The organism is Streptomyces sp. NPDC005263, assembly GCF_042872365.1.
Taxonomy (GTDB): Bacteria; Actinomycetota; Actinomycetes; order Streptomycetales; family Streptomycetaceae; genus Streptomyces.
Genome location: NZ_JBIAKJ010000002.1, coordinates 348495 through 367953 on the forward strand (window position 1 = coordinate 348495; position 19459 = coordinate 367953).

At 71.7% G+C, this 19459-nt stretch carries 18 protein-coding genes; 6 read left to right on the plus strand and 12 right to left on the minus strand.

Translation table 11 applies throughout. The features are described 5' to 3' along the window. Positions 1-7: 7 nt before the first annotated feature. The 5 genes from ACFYRY_RS08925 to ACFYRY_RS08945 form a co-directional block, all read right to left on the minus strand. On the minus strand, positions 8-901 hold the full coding sequence (locus tag ACFYRY_RS08925) for a carbohydrate ABC transporter permease (protein ID WP_389141695.1): 894 nt from the start codon (positions 899-901) through the stop codon (positions 8-10). Position 902: 1 nt separating this feature from the next. After that, positions 903-1868 carry a carbohydrate ABC transporter permease gene (locus ACFYRY_RS08930; RefSeq protein WP_389141697.1) on the minus strand — a complete coding sequence of 322 codons (966 nt, stop codon included), beginning with the start codon at positions 1866-1868 and terminating at the stop codon, positions 903-905. A gap of 2 nt (positions 1869-1870) precedes the next feature. Continuing rightward, positions 1871-3214 carry an ABC transporter substrate-binding protein gene (locus ACFYRY_RS08935; protein ID WP_389141699.1) on the minus strand — a complete coding sequence of 448 codons (1344 nt, stop codon included), beginning with the start codon at positions 3212-3214 and terminating at the stop codon, positions 1871-1873. A gap of 61 nt (positions 3215-3275) precedes the next feature. After that, positions 3276-4487: an ROK family protein gene (locus ACFYRY_RS08940; RefSeq protein WP_389141701.1), complete on the minus strand. Its 1212-nt coding sequence runs from the start codon at positions 4485-4487 to the stop codon at positions 3276-3278. A gap of 243 nt (positions 4488-4730) precedes the next feature. Next, the gene (locus tag ACFYRY_RS08945; protein ID WP_389141703.1) at positions 4731-5825 is read right to left on the minus strand and encodes a mechanosensitive ion channel family protein; all 1095 of its coding nucleotides are present in this window, start codon (positions 5823-5825) and stop codon (positions 4731-4733) included. A 350-nt stretch (positions 5826-6175) separates the two neighbouring features. On the opposite strand from ACFYRY_RS08945, the gene ACFYRY_RS08950 reads away from it, so the two are divergent. Next, the gene (locus tag ACFYRY_RS08950) at positions 6176-6712 is read left to right on the plus strand and encodes an HNH endonuclease (RefSeq protein WP_356771207.1); all 537 of its coding nucleotides are present in this window, start codon (positions 6176-6178) and stop codon (positions 6710-6712) included. A 120-nt stretch (positions 6713-6832) separates the two neighbouring features. Here the strand turns inward: ACFYRY_RS08950 and ACFYRY_RS08955 are convergent, their stop codons facing one another. From ACFYRY_RS08955 to ACFYRY_RS08975, 5 genes are all read right to left on the minus strand, one after another. After that, positions 6833-7483, minus strand: a complete 651-nt coding sequence (locus tag ACFYRY_RS08955) for a hypothetical protein (RefSeq protein ID WP_389141705.1) — start codon at positions 7481-7483, stop codon at positions 6833-6835. Beyond that, entirely contained in the window at positions 7480-8823 is a 1344-nt protein-coding gene (locus ACFYRY_RS08960) for a hypothetical protein (RefSeq protein WP_389141707.1), read from the minus strand. The genes ACFYRY_RS08955 and ACFYRY_RS08960 overlap by 4 nt, the downstream gene beginning before the upstream one ends. Next, on the minus strand, positions 8820-9608 hold the full coding sequence (locus tag ACFYRY_RS08965) for an ABC transporter ATP-binding protein (RefSeq protein WP_389141709.1): 789 nt from the start codon (positions 9606-9608) through the stop codon (positions 8820-8822). Before ACFYRY_RS08965 ends, ACFYRY_RS08960 begins: the two co-directional genes overlap by 4 nt. A 73-nt stretch (positions 9609-9681) precedes the next feature. After that, a complete protein-coding gene (locus ACFYRY_RS08970; RefSeq protein WP_389141711.1) occupies positions 9682-10599 on the minus strand; it encodes a zf-HC2 domain-containing protein in 918 nt (305 codons plus the stop codon). Then, complete coding sequence (locus ACFYRY_RS08975) at positions 10596-11210, minus strand: RNA polymerase sigma factor (RefSeq protein ID WP_389143678.1); 615 nt, start codon at positions 11208-11210, stop codon at positions 10596-10598. The genes ACFYRY_RS08970 and ACFYRY_RS08975 overlap by 4 nt, the downstream gene beginning before the upstream one ends. 327 nt (positions 11211-11537) lie before the next feature. Here ACFYRY_RS08975 and ACFYRY_RS08980 point away from each other — a divergent pair, with 327 nt between their 5' ends. From ACFYRY_RS08980 to ACFYRY_RS08990, 3 genes are all read left to right on the plus strand, one after another. Continuing rightward, entirely contained in the window at positions 11538-11735 is a 198-nt protein-coding gene (locus ACFYRY_RS08980) for a hypothetical protein (RefSeq protein WP_389143681.1), read from the plus strand. Next, positions 11736-13832 (plus strand): 4-alpha-glucanotransferase, encoded by a 2097-nt coding sequence (malQ, locus tag ACFYRY_RS08985; RefSeq protein WP_389141713.1) that lies wholly within the window; start codon positions 11736-11738, stop codon positions 13830-13832. 200 nt (positions 13833-14032) lie between these two features. Further along, complete coding sequence (locus tag ACFYRY_RS08990) at positions 14033-14320, plus strand: hypothetical protein (protein ID WP_389141715.1); 288 nt, start codon at positions 14033-14035, stop codon at positions 14318-14320. A 164-nt stretch (positions 14321-14484) separates the two neighbouring features. Here ACFYRY_RS08990 and ACFYRY_RS08995 read toward each other — a convergent pair whose 3' ends face one another. After that, a complete protein-coding gene (locus ACFYRY_RS08995; protein ID WP_389141717.1) occupies positions 14485-14994 on the minus strand; it encodes a MarR family winged helix-turn-helix transcriptional regulator in 510 nt (169 codons plus the stop codon). 117 nt (positions 14995-15111) lie between these two features. Here ACFYRY_RS08995 and ACFYRY_RS09000 point away from each other — a divergent pair, with 117 nt between their 5' ends. Continuing rightward, positions 15112-16053 carry an EamA family transporter gene (locus tag ACFYRY_RS09000; RefSeq protein WP_389141719.1) on the plus strand — a complete coding sequence of 314 codons (942 nt, stop codon included), beginning with the start codon at positions 15112-15114 and terminating at the stop codon, positions 16051-16053. A gap of 137 nt (positions 16054-16190) precedes the next feature. Here the strand turns inward: ACFYRY_RS09000 and pepN are convergent, their stop codons facing one another. Beyond that, on the minus strand, positions 16191-18803 hold the full coding sequence (pepN, locus tag ACFYRY_RS09005; protein WP_389141721.1) for an aminopeptidase N: 2613 nt from the start codon (positions 18801-18803) through the stop codon (positions 16191-16193). 165 nt (positions 18804-18968) lie between these two features. On the opposite strand from pepN, the gene ACFYRY_RS09010 reads away from it, so the two are divergent. Then, positions 18969-19445 (plus strand): DUF1203 domain-containing protein, encoded by a 477-nt coding sequence (locus ACFYRY_RS09010; protein ID WP_389141723.1) that lies wholly within the window; start codon positions 18969-18971, stop codon positions 19443-19445. Positions 19446-19459: the final 14 nt, after the last annotated feature.

Sequence of the window (19459 nt, forward strand, 5' to 3'; positions counted from 1 at the left end):
ATGTGGATCAACCCTTTACGCCGGTGAGAGTGACGCCTTCGACGAACGCCTTCTGGGCGAAGAAGAACACGACGAGCACGGGGGCCAGGACCAGCACGGTCGCGGCCATGGTCAGGTTCCAGTCGGTGTGGTGGGCGCCCTTGAACGACTCCAGGCCGTAGGACAGGGTCCACGCGCCCGGGTTCTCCGAGGCGTAGATCTGCGGGCCGAAGTAGTCGTTCCAGGCGTTGAAGAACTGGAAGAGGGCGATGGCCGCGATGCCGGGCTTCGCCATCGGGAGGATGACCTTCAGCAGGGTCCGCAGGTCACCGCAGCCGTCCACCTTGGCCGCGTCCACGTATTCGTTGGGGATGGTCATGAGGAACTGGCGGAGCAGGAAGATCGAGAACGCGTCCCCGAACGCCAGCGGAATGATCATCGGCCACAGTGTGCCGGACAGGTCCAGCTGCTTGGCCCAGAACAGGTACATCGGGATGACGACCACCTGCGGGGGCAGCATCATCATCGAGATCACCAGCATGAGCGTCAGATTGCGGCCCCGGAAGCGGAACTTGGCCAGCGCGTACGCCACCGGGACCGAGGAGACGACGGTCAGGACCGTGCCCAGTCCGGCGTAGATCAGGGTGTTCTTCCACCAGGTGAGGAAGCCGGGGGTGTCGAAGACCTTGCGGTAGTTCGCCCATTCCCAGGTGTGCGGGATCAGGTCCCGGCTGAGTGCCTGCGAGTCGCTCATCAGCGAGGTCAGGAAGACGAACACGAAGGGCAGGGTGAAGAAGAGCGCGGCCGCGACGCCCAGGGAGTGCACCGCGATCCACTCCAGGAGCGCCTTGCGGCGGGCCGTGCGCTCGGCGGGCGAGGCGGGCGCCTGCAACTCCACGGGACGGTCCAGTACTTGGGTCATGTCAGTCACCTGCCTGGATGAGGCCGCCCCGGCGCCGCATCAACAGCGCGGTGAACGCCATGGACAGGGCGAACAGGACCAGGGCGACGACACAGGCGGAGCCGTAGTCGAAGCGCTGGAAGCCGAGGTTGTAGACGAGTTGGGGGAGGGTGAGTGTGGAGTGCTCCGGGTAGCCCGGCTCGAACATGGTGCCCGCGCCCTGGATCACGCCCGAGGCGACCTTTCCGGCGACGAGTGGCTGGGTGTAGTACTGCATCGCCGCGATGACGCCGGTGACGACGGCGAACATGATGATCGGCGAGATGTTCGGCAGCGTGACGTACCTGAACCGCTGCCACGCCGACGCGCCGTCCAGCTCGGCCGCCTCGTACTGCTCCCTCGGTACGTCGAGCAGCGCGGCCATGAAGATCACCATCAGGTCGCCGACGCCCCACAAAGCGAGCAGGGTGAGGGCCGGCTTGGACCAGGTGGGGTCGTTGAACCAGCCCGGTGCCGGGATGCCGATCTTCTCCAGGATGGAGTTGACGGGTCCCGTGCCGGGGTTGAGGAGGAACGCGAACGCCATGGTCGCGGCCACCGGCGGGGCGAGGTAGGGCAGGTAGAAGAGGGTGCGGAAGACGCCCGTACCCGTCTTGATCTTCGTGATGAGCATGCCGATCCCGAGCCCGAACAGGACACGGAGGGTCACCATGATGACCACCAGCCACAGCGTGTTGCGCAGGGCGGGCCAGAAGAAGGGGTAGTGCTCGAAGACGTAGGTCCAGTTCTTCGTCCCGCTCCAGGTCGGCGGCTTGAAGCCGTCGTAGTGCATGAACGAGAAGTAGACCGTCGAGAGCATCGGGTACGCGAAGAACACCGCGAAGCCGATCAACCAGGGCGAGAGGAAGGCGAGGGTGCGCAGCGCCTGTTTCCGCTGTTTCGCGACGAGGCCGGGGGGCCGCGTCGCCCGCGACATGTGGAGGGCCATGACTACTTCGCCTGCGCGATGTCCGTGTCGATCTGCGCGGCGGCCTTCTTCAGGCCGGCCTTGAGGTCGGTCACCTTGCCGCTCTCGTAGTCGTAGCCGAGCTCCTGGATGGTGGTGAGGTAGACGCCGCCGTTGACCGAGGCCGGGGAGGTGGTGGAGTGCGGGTTCGCGGCGATGTCGAGGAAGGTCTTGAAACGCGGGTCGTACTTCAGCTTCGGGGACTTCAGGGCCTCGAGGGTGGAGGGGACGTTGTGGATGGCGTTGGAGAAGCCGACCACCGCGTCCGTGTCCGTGGTGATGTACTTCAGCAGCTCCCAGGCCGCGTTCTGCTTCTGGCTGGTGGCGGCGATGCCCGCGATGGTGCCGGTGATGTAGCCCTTGCCGTACTGGTCGGCCTGGTCGTCCGGGACGGGCAGCGGGGCGACGCCGATCTCGAAGTCGGGCTTGGCGTCCATGGCCATGCCCAGGCGCCACTCGCCGTCGAGCTGCATGGCGACCTGGCCGGTCTGGAAGGGGTGCTTGGGTCCCCACTCGTCCCCGAGGCCGGAACGGAACTTCTCCAGCTTCTTGAAGCCGCCGAGGTCGTCGACCAGCTTCTTCTGGAGGGTGAAGGCGTCGGTGACGGCCGGGTCGGTGGCGACCGTCGACTTGCCGCTCTTGTCGAAGTACGTCGGCGAGAACTGGCCCATGTAGTGCTCGGTCGTGGTCTCCCAGCCGTGGTAGTCCGGCATGAAACCGAGCTGCTTGTACGTGTCGCCCTGAGTGATCGTCAGCTTCTTGGCGTCGGACTCGAACTCGGACCAGGTCTTGGGCGGGGCGGCGATGCCGGCCTTCTTGAACGCGGTCTTGTTGTAGTAGAGGCCGTAGGCGTCGCCCAGCAGCGGGGCGGCGCAGCGGTTGCCGTCGTACTGGGTGTACTCGCCCATCGCCTTCGGGAAGGTGGTCGCCGGGTCGATGTTCGCCTTCTTGAAGAGCGGGTTGAGGTCGACCAGCGCGCCCGACGAGCAGAACTTCCCGACGCCGTTGGTGGTGAACGACGAGATCACGTCGGGCGCCTTGCTGCCGCCCGCGCGCAGCGCCTGGTTGATCTTGTCATCGGTCATGTTGCCGACGACGTTCACATGGATGTTGGGGTGGGTCTTCTCGAAGCCGGCGATCAGCGCCTTCACGCCCTTCACCTCGTTCGGCGCGCTCCAGGCGTGCCAGAAGGTGATGGTCGTGTCCTTGGAGGCGTCGTCGGAGGCCGTGGAGGCGGACTGGCCCGTGCAGGCCGTGGTCAGGAGAGCGAGGGACGCGGTGAGGGCGAAGGCCGCATTTCGGGCGACCGTGGGGATGGTTGTGGGCATGACGAGAACTCCCTAGGGCCAGGGCGAGGTGATGGTGGTGGTGCGAGGGGGGTGACGCGGTTCAGCGCGAGGTGTCGAAGACCTCGTCGCGGGTCGTCGCGAGCGCGCTCTCCAGCGCGCCGCGCAGTACGGGGTGTTCGCGGACGTCGCCCACGACGAGCCGGGGCCGGGGTGCGGCCAGCTCCTCCAGTTCGGCCTGGACCAGGGCGCGCAGGGGCTCCCCGCCCGAGGTGAGCGAGGCCCCGCTGAGGACGACGAGTTCGGGGTCGAGGACGGAGACGAGCGAGGCCAGACCGGTGGCGAGGTTCGTCGCGTAGGTCTGCAGCAGACGCCGGTTCAGGTCGTCGTCGGCCGCCGCGGCACGGGTCACGAGAGCGGCGGCGACCTCGGGGTAGGGGCCCGAGGGGATGTCCTGGACGCCGAGTTCACGGGCCAGCCGGGGGATCGCCTGCGAGCCGGCCAGTTCCTGGTAGCCGCCGCTGTTGGCCTTGGCCACCTGGCGGACCAGGGGGGTGCCCGGCACCGGCAGGAAACCGACCTCGCCGGCGCCGCCGGTCCAGCCCCGGTGCAGCCGCCCGCCGAGGACCAGGGCGGCACCGAGGCCGCCCTCGCTCCAGAGCAGCACGAAGTCGCCGTACCCGCGCGCCGCACCGAGCCGCTGCTCGGCGACGGCGACGAGATTGACGTCGTTCTCGTACTCCACCGGCATCGGCAGCGCCGCGGCCAGTTCGTCGAGCAGCGTGGGGGAGTGCCAGCCGGGGAGGTGGGAGGCGTAGCGCAGCCGGCCGGTGCCCGGGTCGAAGGCGCCGGGGGTGCCGATGACGAGGCGGTGCAGCTCGTCGCGGGCGAGTCCGGCAGCCTTGACCGCGCCGTCGAGGGCGTCGGTGACCTGCCGGACGACGGACTTCGCCGACCGCCTGCCGGGGGTGAGCAGCTCGTGCGTGCCCACCGTCCGGCCGGTGACGTCGGCGACGGCGGCCAGGATGCGCTCCGGGGTGACGTCGAGTCCGGCGGCGTACGCGGCGGCCGGGTTGACCTCGTAGAGCTGGGCGCCGGGGCCCGGGCGGCCCTCGGTGGTGCCGGTCGCCAGGACCAGCCCCGAGGACTCCAGTCGGGCCAGCAGTTGGGAGGCGGTCGGCTTGGACAGGCCGGTGAGCTTGCCGATCCGGGTGCGGGACAGCGGCCCGTGCTCCAGCAGCAGGTCCAGCGCGGCACGGTCGTTCATGGCGCGCAGGACGCGCGGGGTGCCCGGCGTACCGGCGATTCCTGCCATGGGGTCGACACCTGCCTCTCGGCCGTACAGCTTCCCAGTGATCGAGCCGGGAAGTCCATCCGGCGATGACTGTTAGGAAGGTTTCCTATCTGATGGCCTGGACCATAGGCCCGGTGTCGAGGAGTCGTCAAGAGAGAGCCCCCGCGGCAACGGAGTCGTTACCTGCGGGGGCGGCGGCTGGGGGTGAGCGTGAGGTGAGGGGGGCGTGGCGTGCCCCGGCTTCGGTTCCTGTGACTGCTGCGGTTACTTCGGCGTCGGCCGCGGCTGGACGATCGGGGACGCCGCCTCCGCCTGCGGAGACGTCGTGTTGGCGTACACCGAGGGGGCCGCCACCGCGGCCGTCGCGTCGGCGGCAGCCTCGTCCTGGACCAGGACGGCCGCGCCGCCCACGATCGGGATGTCCGCCGCGTCGAAGGCCCGCTTGATGCGCCAGCGCAGCTCACGTTCGACGGTGAGGGCCTTGCCCGGCATGGTCTTGGCGGAGACGCGCACGACCATCGAGTCGAGCAGGACGCTGTCCAGGCCGAGGACCTCGATCGGGCCCCACAGGAGCTCGTTCCAGGGCTCTTCCTTGCTCATCTTCTCGCTGACCTCGTTGAGGGTCCGGCGCACCTTGTCCAGGTCCTCGTTCGGGCGGACGGTCACATCCACCCCGGCCGTCGCCCAGCCCTGGGACAGGTTGCCGATGCGCTTGACCTCGCCGTTGCGGACGTACCAGATCTCGCCGTTGTCGCCGCGCAACTTCGTCACCCGCAGGCCGACCTCGATGACCTCGCCGGAGGCGACCCCCGCGTCGATGGTGTCGCCGACGCCGTACTGGTCCTCCAGGATCATGAAGACGCCGGAGAGGAAGTCCGTCACCAGGTTCCGGGCGCCGAAACCGATCGCCACACCGGCCACACCGGCGGACGCCAGCAGCGGGGCGAGGTTGATCTCGAAGGCGCTGAGGATCATCAGCGCCGCGGTCCCCAGGATCAGGAAGCTGGCCACCGAGCGCAGGACCGAACCGATCGCCTGGGACCGCTGGCGGCGGCGCTCCACGTTCACCAGCAGACCGCCGAGCGCGCTGCCGTCGACCGGGTTCACCGAGCGGTTCATCCGGTCTATCAGCTTGGTGATGGCCCGCCGCACCGCGGCGCGCAGCACTGCCGCTATCACCAGGATCAGCAGGACTCTCAGTCCGATCGCCAGCCATGTGGACCAGTTCTGCTGGACCCAGCTGGCGGCGTTCGTCGCGCTCTCCTGGGCGTCCTGGAGAGACGGCACCACCGGAGCGGTCGGCGTCCCGGAGGGGGACGGCGACGGACTGGCGGCCAGTAGGACGGCGGACAAGGACACGGCAGGTACCTCCAGTGCGGCGGTCCGCCCCTCCGGTCGCGGTCAGGGTCGTACGTCCTGGTCGTACGTCGTGTTCGAGGTCACGAAAAGGTCACCGGCGGGGCAGACCCACCACACTATCGGGGCATCGTGTGTGGATCGTTGCGATGTTCGGGGGAGAGAACGTGCCCACCTGGGGATGAACAGGTGGGATGAACCGTTCGTGATTCTGGGGATGTACCAGATGTGGTCGAAAACACTCCCAGCCCGTTACCGGGACATGGTGGCGCTTCCACCAGGCATGAGGGGAGACTGACTAACGAATCGTCCCGGCGCGAGCCACGCGCCGCCGGCGTCCAAGGAGGCCATCCGTGCCGCATGTCCTGGTCCTGAACGCGTCGTACGAGCCTCTCGGCGTCGTACCGCTCCGCCGCGCGCTCATTCTCGTTCTGGAGAACAAGGCCGTGTGCCTTGAGGAGTCCGGCGCCTTCATGCACAGCGCGACCGTCACAGTCCCCGCACCCAGCGTGGTCCGGCTCAAGCGATTCGTACGGGTTCCCTACCGGGGGCCCGTTCCTCTCACCCGGCGGGCTCTCTTCGCCCGTGACGGGGGCCGGTGCATGTACTGCGGTGGCGTCGCAACCAGCGTCGACCACGTCATCCCGCGCAGTCGCGGGGGCAAGCACGTCTGGGACAACGTCGTCGCGTCCTGCCGTCGCTGCAACCACGTCAAGGCCGACCGCCATCTCGTCGAGATCGGCTGGCGGCTGCGCCACAAACCCGCCCCGCCCACGGGCCTGGCCTGGCGCATCATCGGGACCGGCCACCGGGACCCGCGCTGGTTGCCCTACTTGCAACCGTACGGCGCTGACGACGCCATGGCCCGGATCGACGGCATCTCCGCCTGACCACGATCCGGGCTTTTGTGTACCCGGGGCCACCTGGTGACCCCGGGTGACCGCCAGGGCCCCATGCCGGACGCGGTCGGTTCCGTCACCGGCGCGGGGCCCGTCGCAGTGCGCCACCCCTCAGGGGCGCCCGGTCCCCGCCCGCGCGCCCCGCACGACGTACAGCGTCCCGCCCACGACGAAGACGACCGCCGCCGCCGTCCACGCGCCCGTCCCGTCGCCCGGCTGCACCGGCCACGCCCACACCGTGCCGGCGCGGCCGTGCGCACCGGCCGACCCCAGGTACACCGCGCTGACATAGCCGAAGGCCGGCAGCCAGCTCAGCCGGGCGCCGAGCAGGGCGGCCGCCGCCGCGGTCAGGCCCGTGCTGCCGAGCGTGTTGCGGATCATCGCGGGGGGACCGAACACGGAGGTGTGGCCGAGCACCGCCACGGACAGCAGGGCCGCGGTGAGCGCGGTCAGCGCCAGGAGGTGGACCAGGCGGCGCCGCCACCAGGGGCTGACCGCCGTACGGTCCAGCTCCTCGGACGCCGAGTACAGGCTCGCCCCGATCACCGCGGCGGCGAACAGCGGGGCCAGCGCCACCACCGGCACCCGCCGCTCCGGATCGACGTAGGCGTCCAGGCCGTCCGCCGCCCACACGGCGAGGACGGCAGTGGCCAGAAGCACGGCGAGGGCGCGCGGAACGGCACGCGAGCGGGCGTAGAGAAGCGGGCCGTGGAGCGCGGTGCCGGAGTGCGCGCGGGCGCGGAGGGGCAAGAAGGCGCTCACAGTGTCGGCATCCCCTTCGCGTCGCACCGGTCCGTCGTCGCGAAGTACTCCGAAAGCCAGGCACGGCGCTTCCGCTCGCCCATCGTCTCCAGCCGGGTGCGGGCATCGAGACGGGCCTTGAGCCGGGCACGGTCGGCCGGGCCGCTCGTGGCGTCCTGTTCGTCGAAGAACTTCTCCTGCGGGCTGGGTGCCAGGTAGTGCTCCACGGCGTTGTCGACCGGGTCCCAGCGCGGGTCGGGCCTGTCGCAGTCGCTCCGGCCGGTGAGCATCATCCCGGCCTCCCACGCGTACTGCTGCGGATCGGTGAGTTCACCCCGTACGACGGACCAGCCGATCGGCGCGAGCATCGGCAGCTCCACCTCGTCCCGGGCCGGCCGGCCCGCCCTGTCCTCGAACCGCACCGGCAGATTCCGTACGCCCTCCAGCCGGCCGGTGAGGCCGGACAGGGCGTCCGTGACCTGTGGCAGAAGCTTCTCGAAGCGGGCGTTCACACAGATCTGCGGAGTGGTGGAGGTATGGCACACCTGGCGGCGGGCGAGTGGACCGGTGTGCCACAGGCCGTCCTCCCCGGTCTGCACCAGCAGTGTGCCCGCGGCGATCGCGGCGGCCAGCGGCAGCAGGGCGAAGGCCCGGCGACGGGCCGCGTACGCCAGGACGGCAGCGCCCGCGAGACCGCCAGCCCACGCCGCCATCGCCAGTGGCTGCCACCACACCGGAACGGAGTCGGTCATACCGCCGACGACCGGCGACAGGGGCGCGTAGGAGTTGTTGCCGCTGCCGTACGAGAGCACGCCGATGACGACGTACCCCGCCACCGCTAGCAGCGGTGCGGCGAGCCGCCAGGCGACCATTCGTCCCACCACCTGGCCCCCCACGACCGCCGACGCCAACACGACCGTGTCCGTCAGGAACGCGACCAGGTACGGACTGTCGCCCGTGGCGCGGTACCAGGTGGCGAGCAGCGAGAGAACGGCCGCCGCCGTGTAACCCCCGACCACCCACAGCACCAGCGGCAGCCCCGACGCCAGCAGCCGGGCGAGCGGGCCGCGCGCGGCCGACGCCAGCAGCTCCTCGGTACGGCGTCTGCCTTCGCGACCGCCGTGCCAGCAGCCCGCGGCCAGCGCCAGCGGCACCCCGAGCAGCCCCGCGGCCACGTGCAACTGCTCGCGCGTCTCGGCCCAGCCCCCCTGCCACTGATCGGCGTTGGCCCCCAGTGCGACCGCGACCGTCAACAGGACGGCGGCACCGGCCCACGGGCCGAAACCGCGGACCACCTCGGCGCGCAGAGGGTGGTGCGGGCGCGGCGCGATTTCCCGTCGCCTTTCTGTCACGAGGGTCATCGGGACGTCCCTTCCAGCGCGGAGGCATCGACGCCAAACGCGCGGTGGGCGCGCAGCGCCGCCGTGTAGCCGCGTTCGATCGGGTTGTCGCCGACACCGTCGGCCGCATCGCCGAGCGCGCTCAGCGACTCGGGCGTGCCGCGGTAGGCGACCCGGCCCGACTCGAGAAGGGTGACCTCCGTGCAGGCCGCCATCACGTCCTCGACCAGGTGGGTGGAGACGATGACGGTGGACGAACCGCCCAGCTCGCGCAGCAGCTCCCGGAACTCCACCCGCTGTTCCGGATCGAGCCCCGCGGTCGGTTCGTCGAGCAGCAGCACGTCGGGCTCGTTGACGATGGCCTGCGCGATGCCGACGCGGCGCACCATGCCGCCGGACAGCGTCTTCACCTTCGCGTCGACACGGTCGGCGAGACCGACCCGGGTGACGGCCCGTTCGACGGCGGCCGGGACCTCGGCGACGGGCATCTCCTTCAGCCAGGCCACGTAGGCGACGAACTCCCGCACCGTGAAGCCCGGGTAGTAGCCGAACTCCTGCGGCAGATACCCCAGCCGCCGCCGCACCGCGGCCCGCTCGCGGTGCTCGCTGACGTCGTCCCCGAGCAGCTCCACCCGGCCGCCGCTCGGCGCGGCGACCGTGGCGAGGACCCGGATCAGCGAGGTCTTGCCGGCGCCGTTCGGACCCAGCAGGCCGTGCACGCCGGGACCGAAGTCGAGGTCCACCGAGTCGAGGGCGACGGTTCTGCGGTGCCGGACGTGCAGACCGGTCACTCGTATCGTGCTCAACGGTTCTCCAGGGGTGGGTGGGAGGCGGACACAATCCGTGCGCGCGTAGCCGTGTGGGCCGAGCCAGCTGCGCTCAACGCTGGTCCAAGCGGTCGTAGGCGGGCCGCCGAGCCGCCAGCAGGGCGGCGGACAGGACGGCCGCCGCGGCCCAGCCGCCCTGCGCCGGGGCGCCGTCGAGGCAGTACTGGAGCTGCTCGGCCAGCCGGGCCGTCAACCGCCCGCCGGGCGCGGCGAGCACCGGAACGAGTACGGCGCACAGCCAGCCGCCGCCGGTCAGGGCCGTCGCGGCACGGACGCCGACATACCCGGCCAGGGCCAGCGAGGCCAGCGTCAGCGCCAGCCCCGGCAGCAGCCAGGCGGCGGCGCCCGGGGCGTTCGCGGACGGCACCAGCAGCCCGGCCAGCGTCAGCAGCGGCACGCTCACCGCCAGCACGGCCGCCGTCCGCGTCAGCACCAGCCGCAACCCGGCGGACGGTGTCGAAGCGGCGATCTCGTGCAGCGGGTCGGCGTGCGCCCCGTAGGACAGGGCCACCCCGGCGACCGGCACGACGGGGGCGAACGCCAGCAGCAGAGGCCGTACGCCGGTGATGTCGGCCCCGTGCGCGAGCGCCACGGCACCGCAGGCCACCAGCAGCACGGCGGGCAGCCAGGCCCCGCGCACGGCGGGCCCGGCGGCCCAGAGCAGGTGGGCGAGGCGGGGGCGGGGGGAGGGGAGAGCGAGAGGGCGGGCGCGGGGTCGAGGCCGAGTCGTGGTCGGCGATGCCGTGGTCGGCGATGCCGTGGTCGGCAGGGCGGGCGCGGCTGCCAGGACCGCTTCCCGTACCTGCGCGAGGGCCGCTCCCGCCGCCGTCTCGCGTACCGCCCGGGACACCCGGGTGGCGCACCGGCCGCAGGTTTCGAGGTGCTTCTCCAGGGACCAGGCGTCCGGTTCCGGGAGGGAACCGTCGCCGTAGCGGGTGACGAGGTCGTCGGACGCGTGCCAGCCGGTCATGCCGGGCCTCCCATCGGCGACGGGTTCAACTGGGCCAGAGCCGTGCGGAGTTCGGCGCGGGCGCGCCTCGCGCGGGACTTCACGGTGCCCTCCGGGATGCCGAGCAGCCGGGCCGTCTCGCGGGTGGTCAGGCCGTCGACGACCGTGGCGCGCAGCACCTCGCGCAGCTCGGGCGAGATCCGGTCGAGGGCGGTGCCCACGTCGCCGTACTCCAGCGCCGCCAGCACCCGGTCCTCCGCGGACGGCACCGACGGCCCGGCGCCCGCCTCGTCCGCCGGTGAGTTCATCGGCGTCGTCGCCAGCCGCGACACCCGCTCCTGCGCCCGACGCGCGTCGACCAGACGGCGCGCGGCGATCGTCCACAGCCAGCCGCCGGCCTCCTCGCCACGATGCCCCGCCGCCGACCGCCACACGGCCACGAAGGTGTCCTGCACCACCTCCCGCACGACCTCGGGATCCGCGCAACGCCGGGTCAGCCGGGCGTGCAGCCACCCCGCGTGCCGGTCGTACAGCGCGGCCATCGCCGCCGAGTCCCCACCCGCGACCGCCCGCAACAGCGCCGCATCGGAGCCCTCCGCGTCCCCTGCGTCCTTCTCCCGGTGGCCCCCCATGGGGCGGAACAGTCTCACACCACGTCTATCGGCAGCCTCGGGCCGCACGGTTCACGCGGCGCGCCGTCCCTTCGCGCCCCCGCGCCCTGGCGGACATGCCCGGCAGGGAGCCAGAATGCGTCATGTGTGGTTTGTCCCAGTCTGGGAATACCGCACCGGAAAGGGATGTGAGGAGAGGCACGTTGTCCCCTCGGATACGTCTGCCGTCGCGACCACGGGGTAGGGCTGCGGTATCCGCCAGTCGTACTCGACAAGGAGGCCCCCGTGGCCACATCCGCACCCGTTCTGCTCCGGCCCCTCTCCAAACCCGAGGCGGACCCCTCCGCCCTGTCCGTCCCGTCCGGGGCGGAGTCGTCCGCCGCATCCGACCTCCACTTCTGCGTGTTCAGCGCCGAGGGCGCCTGTGTCGAGGCCCCTCTCACCAGCGAACCGCCCCTGCCTGACGCCGAGCCCCTCACCAGCGAGCCGCCGCTCGCCGACGCCGCCCCCCTGACCAGCGAGTCCGATGCCTACGCGGAGGGGTAGATGACGGAGCCCCGGCCGGTCGAGCCGTCCACGGAGGACCTGTCCCGGCTCGCCGCGCTGTACGGCGTCGCCACCTCCTACAGCCCGTCCCCGGACCGTACGGTCACGGCCTCGGCCCTCGCCGTCACCCGGGCCCTGGCCGCCCTGGGCGTCGACACCGACAGCCCCGAGGCGGTCCGCGCCGCTCGCGCCGCCCGGGAAGAGGAACTGCGCGCACGGCTGCTGCCGCCGACCGTGGTGGGCTGGAGGGGCGCCACGCCCGAAGCCCTCGACGCCCTCCCGGCCGGCACCCGGCTGCGCATCACCACCGAACAGGGCGAGACCCGCACCGACACCGACCAACTCCCGCCCGGAGTACACCGGTTGACCGCGACCGCCCCGGACGGCCGCACCGCCGACGCCCACCTGATCGTCGCCCCGCCCCGACTGCCCGCGCCCCCCGGACGCTCGTACGGCCTGCTCGTGCAGCTCTACTCCCTCCTCTCCCGCCGCTCCTGGGGCATGGGCGACCTCGGCGACCTGACCGAGCTGGCCTCCTGGGCCGGCCGCGCGCTCGGCGCCGGATTCGTCCAGGTCAACCCGCTGCACGCGGCCGTGCCCGGCGCTCCCACGGATCCCTCCCCCTACCGCCCCTCCTCGCGCCGCTTCCCGGACCCGGTCCATCTGCGGGTGGCGGACATCCCCGAGTACGCCCATGTCGAGGACCGTGAGCGAGCGCGCGCCCTGCTGGAGCGGGCCGACCGGCTGCGCGCCTCGGTACTGGAGGGCGGCGCGCTGATCGACCGGGACGCCGTGTGGGAGCTCAAGCGGGAGGCGCTGGAGCTGGTGCGGGACGTGCCACTCGGGCCGGGCCGCGACGCCGCCTACCGCGAGTACCTCGCCGAGCAGGGCGAGGCCCTGGAGGACCACGCCACCTGGTACGCCCTCGCCGAGGTGCACGGCTCCGACTGGCACCGGTGGCCGGACGGCCTGCGTGACCCGCGGTCGGCCGAAACGGCCCGCGCCCGCGGGGAGTTGGCGGACCGTGTCGACTTCCACCGCCGTCTCGCCTGGCTCACCGACACCCAGCTCGCCGCCGCCCAGCGCGCTGCCCGCGAGGCGGGCATGACGGTCGGGGTCGTCCACGACCTCGCGGTCGGGGTGCATCCCGGGGGCGCCGACGCCTGGGCAGGGCAGGAGCACTTCGCGGCCGGCATGTCGGTCGGCGCGCCCCCGGACGCCTTCAACGCGCGCGGCCAGGACTGGGGGCTGCCACCCTGGCGCCCCGACCGTCTGGCGGAGTCCGGCTACGCGCCCTTCCGGCAGCTGCTGCGGGCCTTGTTCCGCTACGCGGGCGCCCTGCGCATCGACCACGTCATGGGCCTGTTCCGGCTGTGGTGGGTCCCGCTGGGTGAGGCGCCGACCGAGGGTACGTACGTCCACTACGACGCCGAGGCCATGCTCGCCGTACTGGTCCTTGAGGCCTCGCGGGCCGGGGCCGTCGTCATCGGCGAGGACCTCGGCACGGTGGAACCCGGGGTGCGCGAGGCGCTGCGCGAACGGGGCGTGCTGGGCACCTCGGTGCTGTGGTTCGAGCGGGACTGGGAGGGCGACGGCCGCCCCCTCCCGCCCGACGGCTGGCGCGCCGACTGCCTCGCCACCGCGACCACCCACGACCTGCCGCCCACCGCGTCCCGCCTCACCGGCGAACACGTCGAACTCCGCGACAGCCTGGGCCTGCTGACCCGCCCCTTGGAGGAGGAACGGGCCGAGGCGTCCGCCGACATCGCCGACTGGCTGGCCGAGCTCACCCGCCTGGGCCTCCTCCAGGCCACGACCGGCGGCACGGATCCGTCCTCGGAGGAGGCCGAGATCGAGGCCGTCCACCGCTTCCTGGGGCGCACCCCGGCCCGCATGCTCGGCATCTGGCTTCCGGACGGCGTGGGCGACCGCCGCCCCCAGAACCTCCCGGGAACGTGGGACCAGTACCCGAACTGGCGCCTGCCGATCGCGGACGCGGAGGGCAGGCCGGTGACGCTGGAGGAGCTGGCGGCGTCACCGAGGCTGCGCGCGCTGGTGCGGGCGCTGCGGGAGTCGGCGGAAGGCCGCCCCTCGTGACCGGCCCGCCCGAGGGCGCCCGGCGGGCCGCCGCCCTCCACGAGGCCTCACCTCGGGCAGCCGCACCCCATGCGGCCGCACGTCGGGCAGCCGCTCCACCAGGCCCCCGCCTCCGGCGCACCGGCCTCGCCCGGCCCCCGATCGCTTCGTACGGCACCCCGGGCGAGCACCCCCGACCGGCGTTCGGTACTTTTGGCACCGTGGACAAGAAGAACGCCCTGCGCGCCGGCGCCCTGGCTGCCGGAACGACGCTGATGATGCTGCTCATGTCGTCCCCCGCCCTCGCGGTGACCCGCGACGACGGCGACGACCCCGGCTCGGGCCTGAGCGTCATCGAGACGCTGGGCCTCTTCGTCGTGGCCCCCCTCGTGCTGTTCGGGGTCATCGCGGGCCTGGTCATGGTCCTCGACAAGTCGCACGAGTCGCACCGGGTCACCACCCGCAACATCAAGACCAAGCCCAAGGCCGAGGCCGAGTCGAAGGTCTGACCGAGGCGTCGCAGCCCGAGCCTCGCTCCGGCCGCCCGCACGCTTCCTCCGGGGCGCCGACCCCGTCCACGTACCCAGCCGTACGTGGACGAGGCCGGCGCCTTCGGCATGTCCGGGGCCTGGTCCGCACGTCGCGGCTGAGCCGTTCACGATGGGCGAGTGCCCTACTTCTCCGCCGTCTCCGTCGAGAGCAGCAAGTCCCGCAACAGGTCGGACAGCTGCCCGGCCTGTTCGGTGGGCAGGGCGGACAGGGCCTGAGTCTGGATGGCCAGCCCGGCGCCCACGGCCCGGTCGACCAGGTCGAGGCCCGTGTCGGTGAGCGTCACCTTCAGGCCCCGGCGGTCGTGCGGGTCGGGGGAGCGGCGTAGGAGTCCCGCCCGTTCCAGCTTGTCCAGGCGGCCGGTCATCCCGCCGGTGGTGACCATGAGCGTCGCCGACAGCTGGCGGGGCGAGAGGGTGTAGGGCTCGCCGGAGCGGCGCAGGGTGGCCAGGACGTCGAACTCGCCGCGGGCGATGCCGAGGGTGGCGTACGCCTTCTCCACGCGGTCGCCCATCGCGCGCGCCAGCCGGTAGATCCGGCCGAAGACCTCCATCGGGGCGGTGTCGAGGTCGGGCCGCACGGTCGCCCACTGCTCGATGATCGCGTCGACCGGGTCCTTGCGCTGTGCACTCATACGACGAGTATCCGTCATTCCACGGGTTCCGGTCACCCATGAGAAAGTAACTTGACTGTAAGTTGCTTAGAGCTAAGCTACTTACCGTCAAGCTGCCTACCGGAAAGGGTGCCGGCCATGAAGCGGCCCACCACGGTCCTGCTCACCGCCCTCGCCCCCGTCTCCTGGGGCACCACCTACGCCGTCACCACCGAGTTCCTGCCGGCCGAACGTCCCCTGTTCACCGGCCTCATGCGTGCCCTGCCCGCCGGGCTGGTCCTGCTGACGATCGTCCGGGTGCTGCCGCGCGGTGTCTGGTGGGGCAAGGCGGCGGCGCTGGGGGCGCTGAACATCGGCGCCTTCTTCCCGCTGCTGTTCCTGTCGGCGTACCGGATGCCGGGCGGTATGGCGGCGGTCGTCGGATCGGTCGGCCCGCTGTTCGTCGTGGGCCTGTCGGCGCTGCTGCTGGGACAGCGGCCGACCGCCCGCAGCGTGCTCACCGGGTTCGTCGCCGCCTTCGGGGTGAGTCTGGTCGTGCTGAAGGCGGCCGGCGCGCTCGACCCCGTCGGGGTGCTGGCCGCCCTCGCCTCGACCGCCTCGATGTCGACCGGCACCGTACTGACCAAGCGGTGGGGCCGCCCGGACGGCGTGGGCCCGCTGACGCTCACCGCCTGGCAGCTCACCGCGGGCGGTCTGCTCATCGCCCCGCTCGCCCTCCTCGTCGAGGGCGCGCCGCCCGCGCTGGACGGCCGGGCGGTCGGCGGCTACCTCTACCTGGCGCTGGCGAACACGGCGGTCGCGTACTGGCTCTGGTTCCGCGGCATCGGCCGGCTCACCGCCACCCAGGTCACCTTCCTCGGCCCGCTGTCGCCGCTGACCGCCGCGGTGGTCGGCTGGGCGGCGCTCGGACAGGCGCTCACCCCGGTCCAACTGGCGGGCATGGCGCTGGCCTTCGGGGCGACGGTGGCGGGGCAGCTCGGCGCGTCGGGGCCGCGCACACCCGCTCGATCGTTCAGTTTCACCGCACCGAATCCCCGTGAGGACGCGGCGGACCTGACGCAGCCGGCGCCGCGGCGGTAGCCCGGACGGCGGCGGCTGCCCGGAGCCCTACGGGGCGCGGGGGAGCGGCATGACAACGGGGGCGCCCGGTCCGGTACCGGGCGCCCCCGTCGTCGTACTGCCGACTACTGCCGAATAACGCCGACTACCGCCGACTGCTACCGGGCCGTCACCGCGTCCGCCGCCTGCGCCTTCAGGGCGCGTTCCACCCCGGCGCGGGACTCGGAGATCAGCCGCCGCAGGGCCGCGCTGGGCTCCGCGGAAGCCAGCCACTCGTCCGTCGCGCGCAGGGTCTCCGGCGAGACCTGGAGCGACGGGTAGAGGCCGACCGCGATCTGCTGGGCGATCTCGTGCGAGCGGTTGTCCCAGATGTCCTTGACCACGGTGAAGAACTTCTCCGTGTACGGGGCGAGCAGCTCACGCTGGTCGGTCTGGACGAAGCCGCCGATGACCGCCTCCTGCACGGCGTTCGGCAGCTTGTCCGACTCGACGACCGACGTCCACGCCTCCGCCTTGGCCTCCTCGGTCGGACGGGCGGCCCGGGCGGTGGCCGCGTGCCGCTCACCGGCGGCGGTCTTGTCGCGCTCGTACTCGCCGGTGATCTCCGCCTCGTCGTAACGGCCCACCGCGGCCAGACGCTGAACGAACGCCCAGCGCAGCTCGGTGTCGACGGTCAGGCCCTCGATCGTCTGCGTGCCCTCCAACAGGGCGTCCAGCAGATCGAGCTGCTCCGGCGTCCGCGCGGTCGCGGCGAACGCGCGCGCCCACGCCAGCTGGTGGTCGCTGCCCGGCGCCGCCGCGCGCAGGTGCGCCAGCGTGGCGTCCGTCCAGCGGGTCAGCAGGGCCTCACGGGCGCTCGGGTCGGCGTACAGCTCGATCGCCAGCTTCACCTGACGGTGCAGCGACTGCACGACGCCGATGTCGGACTCCTTGCCGATGCCGGACAGCACCAGGGACAGGTAGTCACGGGTCGGGAGCTCGGCGTCCCGGGTCATGTCCCACGCCGACGCCCAGCACAGCGCACGCGGAAGGGACGACTCGAAGTCGCCGAGGTGCTCGGTCACGAAGGCGAGGGACCGCTCGTCGAGGCGGACCTTCGCGTACGACAGGTCGTCGTCGTTGAGCAGCACCACGGCCGCCCGGCGCTTGCCCACCAGCTGCGGCACGGCGGTCAGTTCGCCGTCCACGTCCAGCTCGACGCGCTCGTCCCGCACCAGCTTGCCGCTGTCCTCGTCGAGCTCGTACAGACCGACCGCGATCCGGTGCGGACGCAGCGTCGGCTCACCCCTCGCACCCGTCGGCAGGGCCGGGGCCTCCTGGCGGATCGCGAAGGACGTGATGACGCCGTGCGCGTCCGTCTCGATCTCCGGACGCAGGATGTTGATGCCGGCGGTCTCCAGCCACGCCTTCGACCAGGCCTTCAAATCACGCCCGGAGGTCTCCTCCAGGGCGCCCAGCAGATCGGAAAGGCGCGTGTTGCCGTACGCGTGCGCCTTGAAGTACGCCTGCACGCCCGCGAAGAACTCGTCCATGCCGACGTACGCGACGAGCTGCTTCAGTACGGAGGCACCCTTGGCGTACGTGATGCCGTCGAAGTTGACGAGAACGTCGTCGAGGTCGTTGATCTCGGCCATGATCGGGTGCGTGGACGGCAGCTGGTCCTGGCGGTACGCCCACGTCTTCATGGAGTTGGCGAAGGTGGTCCAGGAGTGCGGCCAGCGGCTCCCCGGCGCGTGCGCCTGGCAGGCGATGGAGGTGTACGTGGCGAACGACTCGTTCAGCCACAGGTCGTTCCACCACTCCATGGTGACCAGGTCGCCGAACCACATGTGCGCCAGCTCGTGCAGGATCGTCTCGGCGCGCACCTCGTACGCGGCGTCGGTCACCTTGGACCGGAAGACGTACTGGTCGCGGATGGTGACCGCGCCCGCGTTCTCCATCGCCCCCGCGTTGAACTCCGGCACGAACAGCTGGTCGTACTTCTTGAACGGGTACGCGTAGTCGAACTTCTCCTGGAACCAGTCGAAGCCCTGCCGGGTCACCTCGAAGATGGCGTCCGAGTCGAGGTGCTCGGCGAGCGAGGGGCGGCAGTAGATGCCGAGCGGGACCGACTGGCCGTCCTTCTCGTACACGCTGTGCACCGAGTGGTACGGGCCGACGATCAGCGCGGTGATGTACGACGAGATCCGCGGCGTCGGCTCGAACTCCCAGACGTTGTCCTTCGGTTCGGGCGTCGGCGAGTTGGAGATGACCGTCCAGCCGTCGGGCGCCTTCACGGTGAACTGGAAGGTGGCCTTGAGGTCGGGCTGCTCGAAGCTCGCGAAGACGCGGCGGGCGTCCGGCACCTCGAACTGGGTGTACAGATAGGCCTGGTTGTCGACCGGGTCGACGAACCGGTGCAGTCCCTCGCCGGTGTTGGTGTACGCGCAGTCGGCGACCACCCGCAGGACGTTGCGGCCCTCCAGCAGACCGGGCAGCGCGATCCGGGAGTCCGCGAAGACCTCGGCGGGGTCGAGGGGGTCGCCGTTGAGAGCGACCTCGTGGACGGTCGGGGCGACCAGGTCGATGAAGGACTCCGCGCCGGGTTCGGCGACATCGAAACGCACCGTGGTCACGGACCGGTAGGTACCTCCCCCGCTCTCGGCTTCGCTGGAGCGGGAGGTACCCCCACCCTGCGCACCGGAGAGGTCGAGATCGATCTCGTACGAGTCAACGGTGAGCAGCTTCGCCCGCTGCTGCGCCTCTTCGCGGGTCAGGTTTGTGCCAGGCACGCGGTCATCTCCTCGTCGTTCAAGGGTGTGGCGCGGTAGCGCCTCGTCGGGGGTGCTGGTCAAGTGACGGGTGGGCCGATTCGGTCATCCTTCCACGGGACGTACGGGGAAAGCGATGTCCATTTCCCGCCGGTGGGCGGGGCGGGCCCGCGCGAACCTGAGGACATGACGACCTACACCGCACGGCCCATCGACCAGGTGGCCCTGAAGGACCTGCGCTCTGTCGACGACGCGGGACGGACCATGGTTCCCCAGACCGACGAGGAAGGCGGCGCCCCCCTCCGCTGCTGCCTGCGCCGCAGCGCGCCGGGGGAACGCCTCGCGCTCGTCTCCTACGCGCCGCTGCGCCGCTGGGCGGCCCGAACGGGCGCCGAACCGGGGGCGTACGACGAACAGGGCCCCGTCTTCATCCACGCGGACGAGTGCGCGGGGTGGCAGGGCGACGACCTGCCCTTCACCAACGCCCACCGCACGGTCCGCCGGTACTCGGCCGAGGGGCACATCCTGGGCGGCCGGCTGGTCGAGCGTCCCGACGACTTCGAGGCGGCCTTCGCGGAAGCGTTCGACGACCCGTCCGTGGCGTTCGTCCACGTCCGGGCCGTCGAGTACGGGTGCTTCTACTACGAGGTGCGCAGGCCCTGAGAGCAGGGGCTCCG

Coding starts and splice junctions, on each gene's coding strand:
- ACFYRY_RS08925 (WP_389141695.1), bottom strand. CDS start 901: ATGACCCAAGTACTGGACCGTCCCGTGGAGTTGCAGGCGCCCGCCTCG.
- ACFYRY_RS08930 (WP_389141697.1), bottom strand. CDS start 1,868: ATGGCCCTCCACATGTCGCGGGCGACGCGGCCCCCCGGCCTCGTCGCG.
- ACFYRY_RS08935 (WP_389141699.1), bottom strand. CDS start 3,214: ATGCCCACAACCATCCCCACGGTCGCCCGAAATGCGGCCTTCGCCCTC.
- ACFYRY_RS08940 (WP_389141701.1), bottom strand. CDS start 4,487: ATGGCAGGAATCGCCGGTACGCCGGGCACCCCGCGCGTCCTGCGCGCC.
- ACFYRY_RS08960 (WP_389141707.1), bottom strand. CDS start 8,823: ATGACCCTCGTGACAGAAAGGCGACGGGAAATCGCGCCGCGCCCGCAC.
- ACFYRY_RS08970 (WP_389141711.1), bottom strand. CDS start 10,599: ATGACCGGCTGGCACGCGTCCGACGACCTCGTCACCCGCTACGGCGAC.
- ACFYRY_RS08975 (WP_389143678.1), bottom strand. CDS start 11,210: ATGGGGGGCCACCGGGAGAAGGACGCAGGGGACGCGGAGGGCTCCGAT.
- malQ (WP_389141713.1), top strand. CDS start 11,736: ATGACGGAGCCCCGGCCGGTCGAGCCGTCCACGGAGGACCTGTCCCGG.
- ACFYRY_RS08995 (WP_389141717.1), bottom strand. CDS start 14,994: ATGAGTGCACAGCGCAAGGACCCGGTCGACGCGATCATCGAGCAGTGG.
- ACFYRY_RS09000 (WP_389141719.1), top strand. CDS start 15,112: ATGAAGCGGCCCACCACGGTCCTGCTCACCGCCCTCGCCCCCGTCTCC.
- ACFYRY_RS09010 (WP_389141723.1), top strand. CDS start 18,969: ATGACGACCTACACCGCACGGCCCATCGACCAGGTGGCCCTGAAGGAC.